This window comes from Streptomyces sp. NPDC052079, from assembly GCF_040680275.1.
Classification (GTDB): domain Bacteria; phylum Actinomycetota; class Actinomycetes; order Streptomycetales; family Streptomycetaceae; genus Streptomyces.
The window spans coordinates 211,857-231,683 of the sequence record NZ_JBFAWL010000001.1; the positions used below are offsets into that span (position 1 = coordinate 211,857).

The following is a 19,827-nucleotide window of genomic DNA, read 5'->3' on the forward strand; positions in this document are numbered from 1 at the left end:
TCGGCCTGGCTCAACGGAATGTTGGAGAGCAGCTGTTGGGTGACCCAGCGACCGCCTGGGCCCTGGACCCGCCGCTCGTGCACGAACCCCTCCTCCTTGAGCTGCCGCTTGGCCCGCGTGAAGGCGCACGCTCCGATGCGGGCACGCTCGGCGGTGCGCGACAGCGACTCACGCGCCCCGTCGGGGAGGGAGAGCTGCCAGGTCAGCAGCCGCACGGCGTCGGAGGACAGCCGGGGATGCCGGATGAGCTCGTGGGAGACTGCGTGAAGGCGCGCGGGGGCGCGATAGGGTGCCGGTAAATCACGGTGGAGGTCCTGTCCACTGGTGGTCCAGGCCCTCGCGGACGGTTGCAGCCGTCGCGGGGGCCGTCTTCGTTCCGCGCCCGGCGTGGGACGCGGATTGAAGCGATGTCCAGACGACGCTACCGCACGCAAAGTGCGCGTGCGAACGCGTTGGGTGAAGAGCTGTGCGGGGTTGACCATCCCATCGGGCCAGATGGGATCTGCTGACGCCCTGCCGGTAATACGATCAGACTCATGCACCGAAGGGGCCAGGTTGTCATTATGATCGGCCGCAGTCGATCGCTATCAGTCATTCCCCCAGCGTGCGACGGTCCCTCTCTGAATCGTGACTCAAGAACGCATTCCGCCTAACCGGTCTTCCCGGTACGGGAACGTGGCTATGCTTCCGACGTCGGCTCCCAAGGCCGCGTAATCCTCAATGGAGGTGGGCTGTTGAGTGCAGAGTCATTCGGTGGAATCAACTCGGGGATGATCAAGTCTGCGTTGTTCGTGGACTTCGACAACATCTACCTGGGACTTCGTGACATGGATCCGGAGGCGGCTGAAGCGTTTGCGACCCGTCCGGACAGGTGGATGAGTTGGCTGGAAGGCGAGGGTGACACGGGTGAGGCCCCCCAGGGCGGCCCCACCCGCCGCTTCCTTGTGCGGAACGTGTATATCAACCCGGAAGCATTCGGTAGGTATCGGGCATTCTTTACGCGTAGTGGCTTCCGGTCGATCGACTGCCCACCGTTGACCTCCCGCGGCAAGAACAGTGCCGACATCTACATGGTGCTTGACATCATGGATGCTCTCGGGGACGAGACCCGGTACGACGAGTTCGTGATCATGTCGGCTGACGCCGACTTCACCCCTGTGTTGCAGAGGCTTCGAGCCAAGGATCGGTGGACGACAGTGGTTGCGGCCGGTCTGAGCGCCGCAGCCTTCCGGGCGACATGCGATGTGTTCGTGACGCCTGAGCAGCTCGCTGCGGCCTCGGTCTGGGACGAGTTCCACCCGACTGGTGTCGCGCTCGACAGCGAAGAAGACGATGCGGTCGCGGTGGCCATTCCGCACCAAGCGGGCAGCGGTCGGCGCGATGCAGTCGTAAAGGAGATCCTCCGTGTGGTACGGGCGGCTCCCCGTCCACTCGCCCTGGCTGCCGCGGCACAGGCGGCACTCAGAATTGATCCTTCGATGAAGGATTCCGGGTGGTGCGGCGCCGGCAGCTTCAGTAATTTTGTGAAGATGAACTGCAGTGATCTTGAATACGTCGCCACGCCGCCCGGATATATCCTCGATCCAACGCTGCACTCATTCGAGGACAAAGGCGGTCGAGCGCAGCTCCCTCGCCTTCTCGCTCAGGTGAGTTCCCTGACGGATGTGCCGGCTTTGCAACCGGAGGCTTACGCTCTGCTGTTCGAGATTCTCGCCCAGGACTTGCAGACTTCTACGTTTCAGCTGTACCCGACGTCGAAGAGAGTCCGAGATGAAACAGAGGAACGTGGAACCCCTGTGAACCGCAATACGGTCAACTTCGTACTCAAGGGGCTTGTCTACGCGGGGCAGCGGATGGCTGAAGGCGTTACAGCTGAGGAACTAGCCGACGCGTGGGTGGAAAACGTCTACACGTTGTGCGCGAATGCGCGGATGTCGCTCTCCGAGGAGGACCGAGACCTGATCCGCAGGTGGATTACCGGTGGAGAAATCAACGGAATCGAGGGAGTGCTGCTTCCTCACGCGCCAGCTGGCCAGAGCCGAATGAGGTAACGCTCCACCCCACGACCGATGCCTTCGCCCTCCGACAGGGCGGCGGCCTCGGCCCGGCCCGCGCAACTGACCCGGGCCCGCCACGAACCGCCGGAGTCGCCCAGCACGATGATGTCGTCCTGCCGGCCCGTGTGCCCGGACCACACGGCGACCTGACCGCTCGTCGACTCGAAGGCGAGCTCAGCCTGCTCGTCCCAGTCCGCCGGGTCTTCCTCAGGCGGCGGCCCGTCCCACACCTCGACGGTGACCGTGGCGGTATGAGTGTGGCCACCGCTGTAGAAATCGAGGCGCCCTGGAAATCCGTTCAGGAACACGCCCCCCTCGTAGTCGTCCGGGAACGGCACCGGCAGTTCACCGTCATCGGACTCCTGAAGCGCGAAGGCGTGATACCCCACATCCGCGTTCACGCGCTGCTGCCGGACAAGTTGTGCCACGAGCACCCCTCCCAGATTCCGATGCCATTTTCCTTGCCGGAATGGTAGGCCGATGAGGGGGTTCACCCGTAAGCCGGAACTTGTCCCGTGTTGAGCATGGTTGATCTACGGCTGTCCTACGGTGCGAGCACGGATGACTGGTGGACGGATGTGCTGAGGGGGCGGGTGCGATGGAGTCGGGAGCGGACTCGGGTGCGGGCGTGGACGGCGCGGGCGCCGATTCCAGCGTGGAGTTCCTGCGCTGCTTCGGTCGCCAGATGAAGCTGCTGCGGGAGGCCGCAGGTTTGACCCGGGCGCAGTTGGGCCAGCGGGTCGGGTACGGCGAGGCACAGATCACTTCGGTGGAGCTAGGGCGGCGGATTCCCCGTCCGGAGCTGGTGGACTCGGTGGATCGGGAGGTGGGCGGGCGGGGCGTGTTGGTGGCGATGAAGGGGGAGGTGGCGAAGGCTCGGTATCCGGGGTTCTTCCGGCGGTATGCGGAGCTGGAGGGGCAGGCGGTCGAGTCGCACGCCTACTCGGATCACGTGGTCAAGGGCATCTTGCAAACGGAGGAGTACGCACGCGCGGTCTTCCGCATGTGGCGTCCGCTGTTGGACGAGGAGACGATCGAGCAGGGTGTGACGGCGCGGATGGAACGCCGGAAGCTCTTCGCCCGTAGGCCTGCTCCGTTGCTGAGCTTCGTCATCGAGGAGCATGTCCTACAACGACCTCTCGGAGGTCCGGAGGTGCTGCGGGGCCAACTGGAACAACTGCTGCTGTACGGGCATGAACGCAACGTCGAGTTGCAGGTCATGCCGACGCGGCGCGACGAGCACGCGGGACTGGCGGGCCCCTTCACATTGATCCATGTCGCCGATCAGCGCAGGATGGCTTACATGGAGGTACAGGACAGAAGTGCCCTGTACTCGGACCCGAAGAAGGTCAGCCCGTTGGAGGCGACGTACCGAGTCCTCGCGGCCCAGGCGTTGACCCCCAGGGAGTCTCTGGCCTTCATCCAGAAGCTGTTGGGAGAGCTATGAAGACAGGCAGCCCCGCGCCTGCCGCTGGCGAACTGCGCTGGTTCAAGAGCAGCTACAGCGCGGGAAACGGCGGTGATTGCATCGAGGTCGCGGACGCCGGTACGGCCGTACTGATACGCGACTCCAAGCGCCCGGACGTGGCGATCCTCAACGTGCCGCCCGCCCAGTGGACGGCGTTCGTGCGGATGGCCGCAGACGCGTGAGACCAACGAGGGGCGGTGGGAAGCCATGTGCGCTCCCCGCCGCCCCTCACTCAGCCCGGCGTACCGGGCTCAGATTGAACTATTCACAGCACGCGATCCGGCACTTACGCTGCTCAGACGGTTGATCACGCACCATCCGTCCCGGCAGGGGGGACGGCGGCTCTGGGGAGGGCCGCCAGGCGGACGGCAGGTCGCCGTACGCGCGGATCAGCGACAGGTAGGGGCGTAATGAGCGGCGCCGGAAACGGCCGGGCCGGGAGGCAGTCGGCGAAGACCGGGAACAAGCGGAGCAAAAACACAGGGATGCCGCTCTCCCCGCAGGAGGAGGAACAGCGGCGTCTGCGCGCCAAGTTGAATCTGGCACGCGCCCGCGAAGCCGGAAGCCGCGATGCGGCGACAGCCCGCCACGGCGCTCGTAGGATGCGTGAATGCTCAAGCCGATACGGACGAGCCGCCGCACGTGGGTGGCCGGGTGGGTGGTGCTGTGCGCGGCCGGTCTCGCCGCCACCGCCGGATTGAACGCCTCCTCGGCGCCGGACGCGCAGCCCGAGAGGCCCGTCAGCGCCGAGTGCGCCGAGTACGTCGCGGACATCGAGAGGCAACTCGCCGAAGCCAAGCAGGAAAGCAAGGGAGACGCAATGCTGGTCCTCTCCCGGGTCAAGGCCGGCACCGGAGACGACTGCAGCGACGAGCTCCGCGACCACCTCCGGGGCGATCGGTGAGCCGCGGTGCACGGCTCGCTGTGACGGCGGGATGGATCTGCGTCGGTGCCGTGGCGATCATTGCCGTGGGCGCCACGTCGGAACCGGAACCGGAGCCGCGGCCCGCACCGCCGCGGGTGTACTCCTCCTGCCTGGCGGCCGACACCGAGCCGGTGCCCGCGGACGGCGACCCGTGCGGCGGCCGTTGAAGAACTGAGCGACCGTCCGCCGCGGAACGGCGGAGCACCCGGGCCCGAGTGAGTCGGTCCCCCGGCCGACGCGGAGCCACGCCACGAACCGGTGGGCGCGGAAGGCCGTCAGTCCTCGTCCGGGACGGCCTCGGCGCCGTTCCGTCCGTGCATCCCCGTGAAGAACGGGTTGGCCGCAGCGGTGTCGGTCTCCAGGGCGGCGGCCTCCTCGGACCGGCCCTGCGCCCGCAGGGCGCGGACGACGTCGTGCACCACGGCCGCCTCGTTCCACGCGTAGTCCCCCGACCGGTAGACCTCAAGGGCGGCGTCGAAGTCGGCGTGCGCCTCCTCGTGGTGGCCGAGGTCGCGGTGGGCGACCCCGCGCAGATGGCGGGCCATGGCGTTGGCGTAGGCGTCACCGGCGCGTTCGGTCACCTCGACGGCGTGGCTCAGCGGTGCGATGGCGTTCGTGGGCCTGCCCTCCTTCAGGTGCAGCCAGCCGACGTCCCGCTGGGTGTGGGCGACCCACATCTCGTCGCCGACCTGTTGGAAGATCCCGAGAGCCGTCCCGGCCGTCTCGCCCGCCGCCTCCAGGTCGCCCAGGCCCGCCAGGACGCGGATCCTGGCGTTGGTGACCCGCCCCACCCAGTGCCGTTCGCCCATCGGCCCGAAGATCTCCTCCGCCCGCCGGTAACAGTCGAGCGCTTCGTCGCGGCGGCCGAGGAGACGGTAGATCTTGCCGAGGGCGTAGAGACCGGCCCCCTCCCACCTGCGGTCGTTCAGCACCCGGAAGTCGTGGATCGCCGATTCCAGCAGCGGCGCTGCCTCCTCCGGCTGGCGCAGGTAGCCGAGGGTCTCCGCGAGGGTCCGCCGCAGCCGGGCGCACGCCCGGAGGTCACCGGCCTGCTCGGCCAGCCGCAGCGCCTCCCGCTGGCTCCGCTCGGCGAGCTCCGGCTTTCCCCGCCACCTCTGGAACTCGCCCAGCCTCTCCAGGGAGTTCAGGACGTGCCAGGAGTCGCCGGCCGTCCGCAACCGGTCCACCGCCCCGGTCATGTGCCGCAGGGCGTCCCGGAAGTCGTGCTTCGCCGCGTGTGCGGCGGCGACGACCATCTCGTCCCTGGCCCGGCACGCCGCGTCTGGCGCCTCTTCGGCCTCCGTGCCGCCGGTCACCAGCAGCGCCAGTGCCGTATCCGGCGAACCCTCGGCCAGCGCCGCCGTCGCGCGGGCCCGCCGCAGACTGCGCCGTACCCGCAGCCTGGTCCCGGACGGCGCACGGAACAGCCAGTCCGCGGCACCGGACGGCAGGGTGATGTCGTTGAGGAAGTACGACAGCGCCTCGCCGATCTCGGCCGCCTCCGTGTCCATGCCGAGACTCCGGCCCCGGCCGATGGCCCACTCCAGCCGCTTCTGCTCGCCCGATACCCAGGCCGCGGCCGACGACCGGCCCAGGTCGCCGACCCGCTCCGCGGACACCTCCGCCGCGAGCTCCGGGGCGCGCTGTGCGGCGAGGTGGACGACGGCGTCCCGGAACGCCCGCACCAGACGGGCCTCCAGGCGCTGCCGGTCGTCCGGCGGCAGACGGTCGTACTGCTCGGCCGCGTAGACCCGGATCAGGTCGTGGACGCGGTAGCCGGGGTCCGCTTCCCCGTCGTCGCGGGCCTCCATCAGACTGACTTCGACCAGATCGTCGCAGGCCGCGACCGCCGTTCCGCGGGTCTCCAGAACGGACGCGAAGTGCCAGTCGGTGAGCCGACCCGGCGGTAACGAGGCGATCAGACCGAAGGCCGCCCGCGTCGGCTCCTCCAACTCCCGGTGGCTGAAGCCCAGACAGGCCTCAAGGGAGCTGTCGCCACGGGAGAGCTCCCGCAGCCGGTCCTGCTCGTTCTCGAGGCGGTCCTGCATCTGGGCCAGAGTCAGATCCGGCCGGTTCCTGAGCTTTGATCCGACGATGCGCAGGGCCAGGGGAAGCCGGCCGCAGAACCGCGTGATCCGGAGGGCGGCGGCGAGGTCGGCGGCGACGCGGTCCTCGCCGGCCCAGTGCGCCAGGACACTCAGCGCGTCGTCCTCGTTCGGCAGGGACACGTGTACGGGAGGACGGGCCACGTCCCCGACGGAGAGCGCCCTGCGGCTGGTGATCAGTACCGCGCACCCCGCTCCCACCGGCAGCAGGGGGCGTACCTGTTCGGCGCTGTGCGCGTTGTCGAGCATGATCAGCAGCCGGAGGTCATTGGTCAGCGACCGCAGACGCGCGGCCCGGTCCGCGACGCGCGCGGGGATGTCCTCGCGCGCGACATCGAGCCGCAGCAGGAGCTGCTCCAGGGCGTCCCTACTCGTCATGGGCTCGTCGCCGTCACCCCGCAGCGCGAGGTGCAACTGTCCGTCGGGGTATTCGTCCTTGACCCGGTGCGCCGCGTTGAGGGCGAGCGTCGTCTTTCCCGTGCCGGGCGCCCCGTGGACGGCGACGATCTTCGACTGGCTGTGCGAGAGGTCGACGGACAGGGCCCCGCCCGTCGGCGCCGGAACGTCCCGGAGCGTGGCGAGCAGGCCGTCGAGCAGCGTCTGGCGGCCCACCCAGGGTGCGGTGGACGGCAGTTCGTGCCGCGCCACGCCGCGTGCGGCCGGTTGCGCAACCGCCCCGGCCCGGGTGCGCGCCACGTGATACCAGGTGAGGCCACCGATGACCGCCGCCGTCCCGCTTCCCACGGCGACGGCGGTCGACCCGTCGAAGACGTCGAAAATGATGTCACCGGTCGCGCCGAGCGCGGCCACGGTGCCGCAGAGGGCGCCGGTGACCCAGTACGGCGAGCGACGTGAACTGACCTGATCCACCATGGAGTTCCCCCGATAAGCCAATGTGCCGCGAGCCGATGATGCCATGATCACGAGCCCGCGCACAGCGGTGGGGATCGTGGGTGCTCGCTGAGAACCGCGGCGGCATGCCGGAAGCCGCCACTCATCCCGTGCCGTCCACATAAGGGCGGGCCAGGCGGCGCAGCGGGGACGTCCTGTCCCACACGTGCCAGCGCGCTCCGCACACGGGGTCCGTCGCGTACGCCACCTCGGCCGGGAAGCCGTCAACTGCTACCCGCTCGGCCGGCGGATCGGCGAGACGCCTGCCGCAGCGCGGACAGTGATCCGGGGTACGCATGGGATACATGCCCATCGCTCTGCTCCTGCCTACGCCGACACCCATCCGCTGACCGCCACCGCGTCGGTGTCGCACGTCAGGACCCGCCAGGCGCCGGGTGTCCAGGCGAACACCGCGTCCTGCCCGAAGCGGCGCCCCAGAGCACGCGCCGCCGCATCGCTCAGTCCGACGACGGCGACGCTCTCCTCCCGATGCGTGCCGCACACGTCGCCACCCACCGCGGGCCACGAGGTAAGACCACGGTGACGAACCTCCTCAAGCAGCAGACGCTGGTCCCGGGCATTGGCGTCGTCCGACGCGGTACGGCCACGGGGGTTCCAGGCGGTGATCACGTGGACGGTGGTGCCGCTGCCGTCCGTTACCGGGAAGAAACCCTCGGCCGTGCCCCGAGGACGCGGCTCGACCCGGACGGTCCGCTTCCCGAACCGGATGTCGACAACCGCCGTCCGGTAGAGATCCCAGTTACGGGGCGTGCCGGGTGCGCCGGTGGCGTGCACAAGGGCCTCCTGTGAAACGAAGACCCCCTTACACCTCGTGCAGGGAGATCGGTGCTCACCCCCACGGGATCATGGAGGCATCGGCCGCAAGATTTCATGATCCGGGCCCTCAAGCAAGAGGACCGACGTGGCCTTCGAGGACGCGAGCGGCCGGGGTCGTACCGTGGACGACCCGCCGAGCGGGCCGGGCTCATCCGGACCGGGTGCGCTCCCGGCTGCGGTAGCCGTCCAGGATGTCCTGGCGGAGCAGGTGGCCGAAGCCGGCGGACTGCAGCCGTAGGCCCAACTGGGCCTCGGTGAGGCCGAGGTGGGCTGCGGTGTCCGCCAGGTGCCAGTCGTGGGCGGCGAGGCGGTCGAGGAGGTGGCCGCGGCGGATCTGGCCCTCCGACAGCCGGAACGTCTTGAGGTAGACGATCCTGCCCCGGTCGTCGGTGATGGCCTCGCCGATGTGGTTCTCCTCCTTGGGACGGAACACCGGGAGGAAGCGGGAGAGGGTGAAGCGTCCCATCCGGTGGACCGTCCGCCAGGTGTACGTATGCCGCAGCAGGCCGGCGGCCATGGTCGTGTCGTGGAAACGCGCCCAGGCGTCCTCCTGCTCGGCGACCGCCGTGCGCAGCCCGGCCAGGGAGCGGATCCGCGTGTCGTCGACGCGGGCCCGGAAGTCCGGCACCGGCGGCATCAGCGTGGCGTAGTGGTGGATCAGCTCGCCGAACAGGTCCTGCAAGAGGGTCGGGTGGAGGGCGCGGTAGTCGTCGGGGTGCGGGACCGCGAACGCGGCCGCGAGCGCGTCGGCGACGTAGAGCAGTACGCCGCACTGGCCGGGGTGGATCTCGAAGACGCGCAGCGCTTCGGCGAGCCCGCGCACCTCGGCGCCCCGGTACGCCTCCTCGGCGCGGGGGGAGAGCCCCTGGCGGACCGCGTGCTGCGACCACTCCTCCCAGGCCACCGAGGGGCCGCCGAAGTGCAGGGACAGGTAGCCCTCCAGCGCCAGGTTCAGGGGGAGGAACCGCAGCCGCTGCTTGTTCTCGCGGCGGGCCATTCTGCGGTGGAAGCGCAGGTCCGTCGTGGCGGCGGGGGGCGAGTCGTCGGGGGAGAGGTGGGTGCCGTAGGCGGCGGCCGGCGTACCGTCACCGGTCCAGGTGGCGACGAATCCGTGCGGGACGTAGGAGACGTAGGCCTGGTGCGGGCGGACCTCGACCAGGCCCGTCGTGTCGCCGTACGGCCGTGCGTGCAGGCGGAGGTCCTCGACGGGTTCATCGCGCACCAGCGGGACCAGGCGGACGGCGCCCCAGACCTGGGAGGGGCGGGTGTCCAGCCCGGTCACGTCCAGTCCGGTCACATCCGGCGGGGTCATCGCGTCTGCTCCTGATCGTGGCCGCCGAGCATGCGGGCCGCACGGGCGTCCAGGTAGGCGGTCAGTTCGGCCAGCCCGGTCCGGCCCTCCGCGAACTGGGCCAGTTCCACCAGCGCGGGAAGGTCCTCGGCGTCGCGGATGCCCGCGGTGGGCACCGTCGGGGACAGCCGGCGCACGTTGAAGTCGGCCGCGTCGTAGACGGGGTTGAGGTGTACGACGCTGGTGCGGCGCCCGGGGTCGAGCCGGGTCCGCCAGACCCGCAGCACCTCGGCGGCCAGACCGGGGGGCGCGTTGTCCCATCCGTCGGAGACGATGACCAGCCGGGACGGGGCGGTCTCGAGCGCGTCGAGGATCCGCCGGCCCAGCGGCGTCGGCCCGTACGGGCGGACCAGCAGCGCGTCGGTCCGCCCGGACGTCCACAGCCCGGTGTAGCGGCCGGCGAGGGCCGCGAGCAAGTAATGACAGGCCAGGGCCACGGCCAGCGGCCGACGGCGCTTGTGAACCGAGCCGAAGGCGGAGAAGCTGTCGTCCAGGACGGCGGTGACCTCGCCCCAGCTCCCCCGGTGGGGGCCGACCACCCGGCCGGCGGCCGACCGCAGGGCACGGGTCAGCTCCTCGCGCCGGCGCAGGCGGTCCTCGACCGGCAGCGAGAGCACGTAGGACGCCAGCCGGGTCAGCGGCATCCCGGCCAGGTCCGTCCGCACTCCCGTGGCCCCGAGCCGGTGCGCGGAGCCCTGCAACCGCAGGGTCTCCAGCCGGGTCAGCCGCGGGGCGATGCGCTCCAGGAACACCTTCCGGGGGATGCCGTGCCGGGCGGCGAAGCCCTCGGCGACCGTGTAGGGCAGCTCGTACAGGGCGGCCTGCTCGTGGTGCGCCCGGCGCCAGGCCCCCAGCAGGGGCGCGGTGTAGTGCGCGCGCGTCCCGGGCGCGAACAGGAACGCTCCCAGCTCCTTGTCGGCGGGGGCCAGATGCGCGTGGCGCAGGGCCCGCTTGAGGCCGCCGCGGTACTTCACGGCGTCGAACGTGAGGTCCGGACGGGCGGACAGCCAGTCGCGGATGATCGCCCGGCACCGGCGGTTGTTCACCCCGGCCCGGCGCAGGGCGTCGAACAGCCCGTACACGCGCTGCGGCGGCAGCGTCGCCAGGCGGGACGCGATCAGGCGGCCCTCGCGGCGGCGCTGGTCGGCGGTGGCCTCACCGGCGGTTTCCAGCAGCCGCCGGATGACGAGGACCGCGTTGTGGTCGTTGATGTCGAGCGCGAGGACCCCGGCGTACAGGTCGCGGTAGTTCCCCAGCATGTACGCGTGGAGGAAGTCCAGGGAGAGCCGCTGCTCGTCCGCGCCGCCGTGGAACTCGCGCTGGCCGGTCGACGTGATCGCCGCGTTGACGAAGAGCAGGACGTCGTCGGCCGCGACGAGATCCCCGTACGTGTCCATACTGGTTCCCCCCGGATGTGGACGCCGGCCGGGGAATGGGGGCACGAGCTGCGAATCATTGCTTTACAGGCAAGTCCCGGAAGTCGTACCGGAGTCCCGCGGCCGGCCTCTGGACCGTAACAGGGCGGGGCGCGGGCCCTCCACCGACTTACGTCCCCCCGGGTGCCCTCCGGTGCCCCCGCCGTCCCCCGACGGGCCGGGTCGGCGGACCCGCGCTACCGTCGCGACGACGGGGACGGATTTACGGCTTTTCCGGTCCGTCCGGGCGAGGCACCTGAGGTTTCTTCATGACGTGGAGCGAGGCGGAGTACCTCGAGTACCTGCGGTCCGAGCGGCGTGCCTTCGCCTGGGTGATGCGGCGCTACGGCGGCCTGACCCCGGCGGAGGCGTGGAAGGAAGCCCTGGACTGCTACCCGTACGAGCCGGCCGATCGCGCCTATCGCGGCCTCGTCTTCCACGACGAGGCCTGGCACTGGGCGATGCTCACGATCCACGGCGACCGGTACGTGGTCGAGCATCCTGAACTGGCCGCTCCACCGGCCGAGTACGACGCCCTCAGCTGAGGCCGGGCACCACGGGCGACGGCGTTCGCCTCCCGTGCCGTAGCGCGGGAGGGCGGCGGGCGGCGCGGAGAACTCCTCCGGAGCGCGGGCGTACCCCAGATGGGCCGGTTTTCTTATGGCATACCCGGGTGAGTCGACCCTAACCTGGACGCGAGGTGGCTCTTCGTGGCCGAACGGGCACCGCCGGCAAAGGTGCAGCCAGAGATTTCGGCACTTGCCTGCGGCAGCGCACCATGGGCCACTACGCTTGACGGGCACCGTGTGGGGCGGCTCGGAGTATCGGGGGGAGACCGCGGTGGTTCATGAGGGGCGACCCTTATGGGAGAGAAGCAGCGCCTGCGGCAACGAGGGGGAGTGCGTGGAGGTGGCCGTGCTGGAAGGGCATGTCCTCGCGCGTGACTCGAAGCGGCCCGCCGCGTCCGTGCTGCGTTTCACCGCCCCTGCCTGGATGGGCTTCCTCCGTGACGTGGTACGAGAAGAACCAGGGAACGAATGACATCCTTACGGGCGGACGGCAGGAAGTGTGTGGCTGTTATGGACATCGAGAAGTCTGCAGCGCAGCGATTCGAGGATGAAGGCCGGTCGCGCTCCGTCGGCGTCGCGGTTCCCGCCGTCCTCCTGCTCGCCGTCGGGACGGTCGCCACGAGTACCGCGGCCGCCGCGTCCCTCCTGGTGGAGAGCGTGCCGGCGAAGCGGGTGCTCTGGATGGCCGTGCTCCTCGCCGTCTCGGTGAGCGCGGGCCTGTGGTGCGGACGGCACTCCGTCACGGCTTCCCCACCGAGTTCTGATCGTCTTTCGTACGTTCCGCGGGCGGGCTCGCCTCGGTAGGGCCGTTCCTCCGGCTCCGGCGCCGCCACGCCATTCCGGCCAGCCAGGCGAGCGCGGCGACGATCGTGGCGAACACTACGCTGACCACGACCCAGACGGCGGCACGCCGCGAGAAGTCCCAGACCCCGTTGAAGAACGCGATCACGAGGAACGCCCCGCTCGTCAGGAACAGTGCGGCCAGTACGGCGAGACAGCCGACGATCAGGTGATCGGACTCCGGGGACTCCTTGGACTCCGGAGACTCCGGGGATCCCGGGCATATGGAGTCGGGGCGCGTATGCGCGGGCTCCTCCGTCCGGCCCGGCTCTCCTGCGGTCTCCTCGTCGGCCGAGTCCGTACGATCCTGGCTTCTGCTTCCGGAAACGAACATCCGTTCCCGCAGACGCCGCCACGCTGCCCTCGTCACCTCGATCCTCCCCCTGCTCATGCCACCGGCAGTCGGTTCCGCGGGACTTGGACCGGTCAGCCCTGGTCCAGGTCCTGCTCGACCCGGCGGATCAGATCGAGCGATTCCGGGACCCCGAGGGCCAGGCGCGAGATCTGTTCCAGACATTCGTGATAGCGCCCCAGCAACTCGGGGTCCTCGCCCCCGGTCATGCTGCCGGTGGCGTACTCGAGATACAGCAGGTCCTCGTCGTCGGTGAAGCCGAGCAGAACGAAACTGCCGAGGGTGCTGTAGTGGGCGCCCGCGTCGAAAGGCAGGACGCGGACGGTCACACCGGGCCGGCCGGCGAAGTCCAGCAGCTGACGGAGCTGCCCGGCCATGACCGCGCCGCCGCCGATCTGGCGCCGGACGGCGGCCTCGTCCAGCACGAACAGGGTCTCCTGGGGGCCCTGGCCTTCGAACATCCGCTCCTGGCGCTCCATCCTGAGGTCCACGATGCGCGCGAGCCGATCGGCGTCGTCGACACGGGGACGCAGGAGCGCTTCCGCATAACTGCGGGTCTGCAGATGGCCCGGCACCACGATCGGGTGATACGTGGCCAGGCTGACGGCGGCGGTTTCGTAGCCCAGGTACTGGGCGAACTGCGGAGTGACGACGTCATGGAAACGCGACCACCAGCTGGGCCCCTTGCTTCCGCGGGCCGCGGTCTCCAGTTCCTCGACCGCGGCGGGGTCGGTGATGCCGTAGAGGTGGGTCAGAGCGCGTAGGTCGGTCACGGAGACGCTCACCGTGCCGTTCTCCACCCGGACCAGTTTGGACAGGGACCACTCCAAGCGCTCCGCGGCCTTCCGCTGTGTGAGGCCGGCGTCCTCCCGGGCTCTGCGCAGCGCGATACGCAGCTTGCGCCTGTTGAGGCTGGGGTCAACAAGGGGTGTCATCGCCGCTCCTTCCGTCGTGCGCGTACCCGGAACGATGACCGCTATGCGCGGAACGCTGTCACCCATCTGCTTATTCCACTAAGCCTATACCTGTTGGCTCATAGCAGAATGACATGTGCATGGTCGCCCGGGCGCCGGGCGTCCCGCGGTAGTTGCCCCGGGCTGGCGGCGCGGCAATCTGAAGGCCCGTGGCGGCGCGGCAAGGTGAAGGGCCCCCACGGTCGTGGGGGCCCAAGTGGCCACACTTCCTCCGCGCGACGGCCGGTCCTCTCTCAGTCGATCCGTCGCCTGGGATGCGCCCATGCCTCCCAGCGCATCCTGCACACTCCCGCGAAAGTGGCCAGGTAGTGGAAGGGGGGCAGGCGTCTGCCCCCCTCCCGCAGTTCGTTGCGGTGATTCATCATCTCCTCGAGGCGCCATTTCTCGTCGGCGGGGAGGAGGAGGCTGATGAAGCGCAGCCTGGCGCCCACCTGGTTGTCCCTGTGGGCGGCCGCGGACCGCCTCTCGTGCCGACTTTCCTTGCGCCAGGCCCCCCACAGGGAGACGAGCCGCCTGCCCACCCGGCCCAGGAACGCGTCCAGCGGTTCGGGGAGCAGCTTGATCGCTTGTGCTGTGGACTTTCTGCCGCGTCCTGCCAGGAGCAGCGTGAGGAGCAGGAGCAGGGTCGCCGAGACGGACAGAACCGCAATGGCGAGAGCGGTGACCATCACTGTGCAGAGTCCGTTCAGTCCGTGGCGGGTTTGAGGGCCGTTCCGGGCTTCGCCGGCTTCCTTCTCTTGGCCGTGGCCAGGGCCAGGGCCGTACGGGCCTGCTGCGCGCCGTCCGTGGTGAACTGGTAGTAACGGCGCCGGGGTCGGGGCGGGATGCTGGCGGCGTGCTCGTCGGGGTCCTCCCAGAAGCTCTCCAGTATCCCCGCTCGTTCGAGCCTGGCCAGGATGGGCTGGATGGTCCCGCTCTGCAGGTCCACCGCCTGGCCGATCGCCAGCCCGTAATGGGCTCGCGTCGGGTTCTGGAGCAGCTCCCTGAGGACCAGCTCGGTCTGCTTGGTCATTCGGAATCCACTCATACCTCTAACTCTACCTAACTTGTCTATGACTTATGTCGCCCTTACGGAAACGTTCTGTCGCCTGCGCTTCTCGCTGATCTAGTTAGGTTGTTTTCTACCTAGGTAGAGTTGTAGTAGGGTCCCGGTGGGACGCGACGAAAGGACGGTGTGCGACATGGCCGCGCAGGAACGCGAGGGGATGGGCGCCGACGGGTGCGAGACGTGTGGTGGCTCCGCGCAGCGGACGCCCGCCTGGGACTTCCGGCTCGACCGGGCGGGGCTGGACGTCAAGGCGGGCCGGTACCTGCAGCTCCGGATCTCCCTGGTGCTGCTGCTGTGGCTGATCGCCGCCGTGGGCGGCTGGGGCTACTTCCAGTGGGAACAGCCGCCGCTGCCCTGACGTGACGGCACCGACCGTCCCCCCGAGCCGCATCACGAGGCCTCCGTCATCGGCGGGGGCCTCGTGTCGTGGACACTCACATCTCCGTCGGTTCCACCGCCCCCAGCTGCACCATCAGCCCGAGCCGGTCGTACTGCCACCAGCCCTCGACGATCTTTCCCTTCCCGCCGAAGCGGAGGATGGCCGTGCCCGTCATGGTGACCTTCTTCCCGGTGGCCGGGATCCCGAGGAAGTCACCCTTGTGGACCCCCTCCCAGCTCCACCGCGTGCACACGCGGTCCCCCTGGGCGATCTGGTCCTCGATCCGGAACGAGAAGTCGAAGCCGCCGCGCCACACGTCCACCTTCCGCCGGAAGTGGTCGAGGCCGATGACGTCCTGCTCGTCCGCCGGATCGTGGTCGTGATAGTGCTCCTCGACCAGGCCGGTCAGCGCCGACAGGTCGCTCCCGCTGTCCAGCACCTCGAAGAACCGCCGCGCGGAGTCCGTGTTCAGCTGCGCGTCCCGCACCACCTCCAGATCCGTGAACGTGGGCATCCCGTCACAGAGATCCACCATCTCCCGGAAGATCTGGTTGGTCTCGGGAAGCTGCGAGTTCTGCATCGCCTCCTCGTACGACGGGAACTCCACGATCTCGACGACGTGCCCCGGGTCCGAGTGGTCCTTGCCGACCATTGCGTGCGTGGCCGTCCGCTTCCCCTGGGTCTGCTCGACCCACTGGTCCATGAGCCGGTCCATCTCCTCGAACTGGTTCGTCCTGCAGTCGATGAGCTGTACGAAGGTCATGACGCTCGCCTCCGGTGCCCCCTGGGTCCGGGTTCGGTCCTGTCAGCACCCATTTTCCTCCGGGGAGCGGGCCCCGTCCCGCTGTGCCCGTCCGCGCCGGGCTATCGCGGTCCGTACTTCCGCCCCGTCCGCGACGAGAGCCCGCCCAGCAGCCCGCGCGGGATCAGCTTCGCCGCCCCCATCAGCGCCTTGTACCGGGGGTCGGGAATCGACAGCGACTTGCCCCGGGCCAGGTCCGCAAGGGCTGCCGAGGCGACGTTGTCCGCGTCCAGCCACATCCAGTTGGGGATGTTGTCCGTGCCCATCCCCGCCCGCTCGTGGAACTCGGTGCGAACGAAGCCGGGGCACAGCGCCATCAGACGGACGCCATGGCCGGCGAGGTCCACGGCCGCGCCCTGGGTGAACTGCACGACCCACGCCTTCGACGCCCCGTACGTCCCGCGTGGTACGAACGCGGCGGTCGAGGCGACGTTGACGACACCTCCGCGCCCGCGCTCCTTCATCGCCTCCACCGCCGCCGACGTCAGCCGAAGCACCGCCTCGCAGTGCACCTTGAGCATCATCAGCTCATCGGACACGGGGACCTCGAGGTAGCGGCCCTTGTGACCGAAACCGGCGTTGTTGATCAGCAGGTCGACGGGGTTCCTGCGGTCGCCGAGACGCTCGGCCACCGCCTCGATGCCCTTGTCCTCCGCCAGGTCGGCCGTCAGCACCTCCGCCTCGATGCCGTGGCGGTCGTGCAACTCGGTCGCCTGTTCCCGCAGTCGGCCGGTGTTGCGGGCCACCAGCACCAGGTCGTGTCCGTCGGCCGCCAGCCGCCGCGCGAACGCGGCACCGATCCCAGCCGTCGATCCCGTAATCAGAGCCGTTGTCATGGCGCAAGAGTAGTTACCCGGAGCGGAGCCGTCCGCTCAGTGGTCTCGCTCCCGCCGGATCCGCGACCCCGCTCCCGTCGGACGGATCGCGGACCGGCCGGTTCAGTCGTCTCCCTGCCCGCGTCCATAGGCCGTATAGCCCGCATGACCCGCGTGTGCCGGGGGGTGTCCCGGCCGACTGGCCCTTGTCGACCACCACGAACTGACCCATCATCCCTTCGTCCCCGTGGTACAGCAGATGGCAGTGGTACATGTACGGCGTATCCGGATCGGCTGGTCCCGTGAAGCGCAGCGCCAGCTTCATCGTGACGGTCTCGTCGATGCGCTCCATCTCCATCGACCGGCCGTTGACCCCGACCGCTTCAGGTGGAAGTGCCGTCCGCGCACGGCCTCTTCCTCGTTCGGCAGCTGCGGCTCGACGAGCTCGGAGGGACGATGCTGTGCTGCGAGACGTGTGGTGAGACATGCCTTGAGCATCCTGGATCATGACGCGCCGGACATCGGGGAACGGCCCTGACCAGACCCCGAGCCGATCCCCGCCCGGAGTCCGGGTTCTCCCCCTAGGAGCCGCCGCGAACAGGCTGATAGCTCGTCAGGACCTTGTTCCCGCCCCGTACTTCTCCACGTACGCCCGCGCCTTCGCCAGCACCTCCGGATGCAGTGCCTCGCCCGCCGCCGGCAGCCGGGGCAGCAGCGTCCGCTCGGTCGTCACCGCCCGGAACTGCAGCGCGACCGTCACGTCGTGGTTCGGCCGGTGCAGGATCCGCACCGGGTCGCCCGCCCGTATCTCACCGGGCCGGATCACTCGCAGGTACGCGCCCGGGGCACCGCGCTCCGTGAACCGCTTCACCCAGCCCTTCTCTCCCATGTGGCCCTGGAAGGTGCGGCAGGGGATGCGCCCCGAGGTGATCTCCAGGACCACTTCGGGCCCGACGGCCCAGCGCTCACCGATCAGGGCGCCGGACACGTCGATGCCCGAGGTGGTGAGGTTCTCGCCGAACGAGCCGTTCGCCAGCCTGCGCCTCAGCGTGCGCTCCCACTCGTCCAGGTCCTCGCGGGCCACGGCGTACACCGCCTGGTCGTTTCCGCCGTGGTGCCGCGTCTCGCACACGGCGTCGCCGTCCAGACCGCTCGCGCCGATCCCCTTCGGTCCGGGCGCCGCCACCCGCACCGGCCGGTCGACGGGCCGCTTGTCGATACCGGTCATACCGTCGCGGTGTTCCGTGTACGGAACGGGTTTGGGCTGTCCCATGTTCACCGACAGAAGGTTCATGCGTCGCACGGTAAGTGATGCGGGTCAAAGCGTCGATGCGGTATTCCACGCCGTATCAAAGGGCCGCTTATTCTTGACGTGTGATTGAAGCCCGCCACCTCCGCGTGCTGCGCGCCGTGGCCACCACCGGTTCGTTCTCCGCGGCGGCCCGCGAACTGGGCTGCACCCAGCCCGCAGTCAGCCAGCAGATGAAGGCCCTGGAGGCCTCCGTCGGCACGCCCCTGCTCATCCGCAGCGGCCGTGAGATGCGGCTGACGCAGGCCGGCGAGGCGCTGGTGCGGCATGCCGCCGGGATCATCGCCGGACTCACCGCGGCCGAGGAGGAGGTCGCCGCGATCGCCGGACTGCGCGCGGGCCGGGTCCGGCTCGTCTCCTTCCCCAGCGGCAGCTCCACGCTCGTCCCGGCGGCCCTTGCCACTCTGCGGGACGCCCACCCGGGCACGCGCGTGTCCCTGGAGGAGGCGGAGCCGCCGCGCTCCGTGGAGATGCTGCGCGAGGGCGACTGCGATGTGGCCCTCGCCTTCCGGTACGAGGGGGCGGCGGGCGCCGAGGAGTGGGACGACCTCGTCGTACGGCCGTTGCTGTCGGACCGGCTGGTGGGCCTTGTGCCGGAGCGGCACCGGCTGGCCCGCGCGGAGTCCGTCGCCATCGGCGAACTCGCCGACGAACCGTGGATCGCCGGCTGCCCGCGCTGCCGGGGGCAGTTGGTCGAGGTGTGCGAGGCGGCCGGTTTCACTCCGCGCATCGACTTCGCGACCGACGACTATCCGGCGGTCGCCGGACTGGTGGGCGCGGGGCTCGGGGTCGCGGTCCTGCCTCAGCTGGCCATCGAGTCCGTACGGCCCCGGGGCGTGCGCACCGTGGCGCTGGAGCCGGCCGTGCGGAGGGAGATCGTCGCGCTCACCCTGCCGGACCTCGCTCACGTGCCCGCCGTCACCGCGACGCTGGAGAAGCTGGCGGCCGCTGCGGCACGGTGACAACGCGGCACGGCAACAAAACAAGGGCACGCGTGCGTGCCCGATTGTTTTCTGGAGAAACGTTCCTTCAGTTGTTGGGGGCGCTGGCGTGTCCGTTGCCGGCCGACGCCGACACCAGCCGGTTGCGCGCCCGCCCCATCAGCTCTTCGCGCTCGTCCTCGGTCAGGCCGCCCCACACGCCGTACGGCTCACGAACCGCCAGCGCGTGCGCGGCGCACTCGGCGCGCACCGGGCACCTCATGCAGACCTCTTTGGCCGAGTTCTCGCGTGCGCTTCGAGCCGCACCACGCTCGCCCTCCGGGTGGAAGAAGAGCGAGCTGTCCACCCCGCGGCAGGCAGCCAGGAGCTGCCAGTCCCACAGGTCCGCGTTCGGTCCGGGAAGGCGGGAGAAATCTGCCATTGCGTGACCCCTTGTAGCCGTTCTGGGCGGATCCGTGTCCAGACCGTACAAGTACGATCCAAGGAGATGAAAATATGACTCATTGCGAATCTAGCTCCGGACACCATCAAAGGGGAAGAAATGGGTCTAAATGGGGCATGAGTGGTGGCGAAAGTCCGAGGGTCCGCCGCGCATGTCTGCACCGTGAACGCCTCCTCACGTAGAGTGCCGAAGATGGCAGACGGCCCCGTAACTCTTTCGAGTGACCGTCGTTGAGAGTGCGAGGCGGTTGAAAGAACAAGCGCTCGGGCGGGCGTCCGAGACGGTCGACCGCACAGGTGACGATTTC

23 protein-coding genes are annotated in these 19,827 nt (G+C 69.5%); 8 read left to right on the forward strand and 15 right to left on the reverse strand.

Translation table 11 applies throughout. The features are described from left to right. The first annotated feature begins 734 nt into the window (after positions 1-734). On the forward strand, positions 735-2,051 hold the full coding sequence (locus tag AB0L56_RS01135) for an NYN domain-containing protein (protein ID WP_365417566.1): 1,317 nt from the start codon (positions 735-737) through the stop codon (positions 2,049-2,051). Here AB0L56_RS01135 and AB0L56_RS01140 read toward each other — a convergent pair. Then, on the reverse strand, positions 2,018-2,491 hold the full coding sequence (locus AB0L56_RS01140; protein ID WP_361036976.1) for a hypothetical protein: 474 nt from the start codon (positions 2,489-2,491) through the stop codon (positions 2,018-2,020). The two genes, AB0L56_RS01135 and AB0L56_RS01140, sit on opposite strands and share 34 nt — an antisense overlap. Before the next feature lie 194 nt (positions 2,492-2,685). On the opposite strand from AB0L56_RS01140, the gene AB0L56_RS01145 reads away from it, so the two are divergent. From AB0L56_RS01145 to AB0L56_RS01155, 3 genes are all read left to right on the forward strand, one after another. After that, positions 2,686-3,504, forward strand: coding sequence for a helix-turn-helix transcriptional regulator (locus AB0L56_RS01145; protein WP_365417569.1), 819 nt, complete (start codon positions 2,686-2,688; stop codon positions 3,502-3,504). Continuing rightward, positions 3,501-3,707, forward strand: coding sequence for a DUF397 domain-containing protein (locus tag AB0L56_RS01150; protein ID WP_361021363.1), 207 nt, complete (start codon positions 3,501-3,503; stop codon positions 3,705-3,707). Before AB0L56_RS01145 ends, AB0L56_RS01150 begins: the two co-directional genes overlap by 4 nt. Positions 3,708-4,135: 428 nt before the next feature. Beyond that, complete coding sequence (locus AB0L56_RS01155; RefSeq protein ID WP_361021366.1) at positions 4,136-4,429, forward strand: hypothetical protein; 294 nt, start codon at positions 4,136-4,138, stop codon at positions 4,427-4,429. Positions 4,430-4,725: 296 nt separating this feature from the next. On the opposite strand, the gene AB0L56_RS01160 is transcribed toward AB0L56_RS01155, so the two are convergent. The 5 genes from AB0L56_RS01160 to AB0L56_RS01180 all read right to left on the reverse strand — a co-directional run bounded on the left by AB0L56_RS01160 (position 4,726) and on the right by AB0L56_RS01180 (position 11,031). Continuing rightward, positions 4,726-7,428 carry an NB-ARC domain-containing protein gene (locus AB0L56_RS01160; protein WP_365417574.1) on the reverse strand — a complete coding sequence of 901 codons (2,703 nt, stop codon included), beginning with the start codon at positions 7,426-7,428 and terminating at the stop codon, positions 4,726-4,728. A gap of 121 nt (positions 7,429-7,549) precedes the next feature. After that, complete coding sequence (locus AB0L56_RS01165) at positions 7,550-7,759, reverse strand: hypothetical protein (RefSeq protein WP_361021372.1); 210 nt, start codon at positions 7,757-7,759, stop codon at positions 7,550-7,552. A 14-nt stretch (positions 7,760-7,773) separates the two neighbouring features. After that, the gene (locus AB0L56_RS01170) at positions 7,774-8,241 is read right to left on the reverse strand and encodes a DUF3293 domain-containing protein (protein ID WP_365417578.1); all 468 of its coding nucleotides are present in this window, start codon (positions 8,239-8,241) and stop codon (positions 7,774-7,776) included. Positions 8,242-8,431: 190 nt separating this feature from the next. Beyond that, a complete protein-coding gene (locus AB0L56_RS01175) occupies positions 8,432-9,595 on the reverse strand; it encodes a hypothetical protein (RefSeq protein ID WP_365417581.1) in 1,164 nt (387 codons plus the stop codon). After that, positions 9,592-11,031 carry a hypothetical protein gene (locus AB0L56_RS01180; RefSeq protein ID WP_365417583.1) on the reverse strand — a complete coding sequence of 480 codons (1,440 nt, stop codon included), beginning with the start codon at positions 11,029-11,031 and terminating at the stop codon, positions 9,592-9,594. Before AB0L56_RS01180 ends, AB0L56_RS01175 begins: the two co-directional genes overlap by 4 nt. 287 nt (positions 11,032-11,318) lie before the next feature. On the opposite strand from AB0L56_RS01180, the gene AB0L56_RS01185 reads away from it, so the two are divergent. Together AB0L56_RS01185 and AB0L56_RS01190 are read left to right on the forward strand one after the other, a co-directional pair. Further along, entirely contained in the window at positions 11,319-11,594 is a 276-nt protein-coding gene (locus AB0L56_RS01185; RefSeq protein WP_361021384.1) for a hypothetical protein, read from the forward strand. Positions 11,595-11,709: 115 nt separating this feature from the next. Continuing rightward, entirely contained in the window at positions 11,710-12,090 is a 381-nt protein-coding gene (locus tag AB0L56_RS01190; protein ID WP_361021387.1) for a DUF397 domain-containing protein, read from the forward strand. A 267-nt stretch (positions 12,091-12,357) separates the two neighbouring features. Here the strand turns inward: AB0L56_RS01190 and AB0L56_RS01195 are convergent, their stop codons facing one another. The 4 genes from AB0L56_RS01195 to AB0L56_RS01210 all read right to left on the reverse strand — a co-directional run bounded on the left by AB0L56_RS01195 (position 12,358) and on the right by AB0L56_RS01210 (position 14,811). Next, positions 12,358-12,828 carry a hypothetical protein gene (locus AB0L56_RS01195; protein WP_365417586.1) on the reverse strand — a complete coding sequence of 157 codons (471 nt, stop codon included), beginning with the start codon at positions 12,826-12,828 and terminating at the stop codon, positions 12,358-12,360. 56 nt (positions 12,829-12,884) lie between these two features. Continuing rightward, positions 12,885-13,745 carry a helix-turn-helix transcriptional regulator gene (locus AB0L56_RS01200; protein WP_365417589.1) on the reverse strand — a complete coding sequence of 287 codons (861 nt, stop codon included), beginning with the start codon at positions 13,743-13,745 and terminating at the stop codon, positions 12,885-12,887. A 272-nt stretch (positions 13,746-14,017) separates the two neighbouring features. After that, the gene (locus AB0L56_RS01205) at positions 14,018-14,452 is read right to left on the reverse strand and encodes a hypothetical protein (RefSeq protein ID WP_361021396.1); all 435 of its coding nucleotides are present in this window, start codon (positions 14,450-14,452) and stop codon (positions 14,018-14,020) included. A 17-nt stretch (positions 14,453-14,469) separates the two neighbouring features. Continuing rightward, positions 14,470-14,811 (reverse strand): helix-turn-helix transcriptional regulator, encoded by a 342-nt coding sequence (locus AB0L56_RS01210; protein ID WP_361021399.1) that lies wholly within the window; start codon positions 14,809-14,811, stop codon positions 14,470-14,472. A gap of 154 nt (positions 14,812-14,965) precedes the next feature. On the opposite strand from AB0L56_RS01210, the gene AB0L56_RS01215 reads away from it, so the two are divergent. Continuing rightward, positions 14,966-15,190, forward strand: a complete 225-nt coding sequence (locus AB0L56_RS01215; RefSeq protein ID WP_361021402.1) for a hypothetical protein — start codon at positions 14,966-14,968, stop codon at positions 15,188-15,190. Between the two features lie 76 nt (positions 15,191-15,266). Here the strand turns inward: AB0L56_RS01215 and AB0L56_RS01220 are convergent, their stop codons facing one another. From AB0L56_RS01220 to AB0L56_RS01235, 4 genes are all read right to left on the reverse strand, one after another. Next, the gene (locus tag AB0L56_RS01220) at positions 15,267-15,974 is read right to left on the reverse strand and encodes an ester cyclase (protein ID WP_361021405.1); all 708 of its coding nucleotides are present in this window, start codon (positions 15,972-15,974) and stop codon (positions 15,267-15,269) included. A 101-nt stretch (positions 15,975-16,075) separates the two neighbouring features. Further along, on the reverse strand, positions 16,076-16,849 hold the full coding sequence (locus tag AB0L56_RS01225) for an SDR family oxidoreductase (protein ID WP_361021408.1): 774 nt from the start codon (positions 16,847-16,849) through the stop codon (positions 16,076-16,078). A 13-nt stretch (positions 16,850-16,862) separates the two neighbouring features. Then, positions 16,863-17,336, reverse strand: coding sequence for a multicopper oxidase domain-containing protein (locus AB0L56_RS01230; protein ID WP_365417594.1), 474 nt, complete (start codon positions 17,334-17,336; stop codon positions 16,863-16,865). Positions 17,337-17,441: 105 nt separating this feature from the next. Next, positions 17,442-18,122 carry an MOSC domain-containing protein gene (locus AB0L56_RS01235; RefSeq protein ID WP_365417597.1) on the reverse strand — a complete coding sequence of 227 codons (681 nt, stop codon included), beginning with the start codon at positions 18,120-18,122 and terminating at the stop codon, positions 17,442-17,444. A gap of 80 nt (positions 18,123-18,202) precedes the next feature. Between AB0L56_RS01235 and AB0L56_RS01240 the strand changes: the two genes are divergently transcribed. Further along, on the forward strand, positions 18,203-19,099 hold the full coding sequence (locus tag AB0L56_RS01240; RefSeq protein ID WP_361021416.1) for a LysR family transcriptional regulator: 897 nt from the start codon (positions 18,203-18,205) through the stop codon (positions 19,097-19,099). A 67-nt stretch (positions 19,100-19,166) separates the two neighbouring features. Here the strand turns inward: AB0L56_RS01240 and AB0L56_RS01245 are convergent, their stop codons facing one another. Further along, positions 19,167-19,499, reverse strand: a complete 333-nt coding sequence (locus tag AB0L56_RS01245; protein WP_361021419.1) for a WhiB family transcriptional regulator — start codon at positions 19,497-19,499, stop codon at positions 19,167-19,169. Between the last annotated feature and the right edge of the window lie 328 nt (positions 19,500-19,827).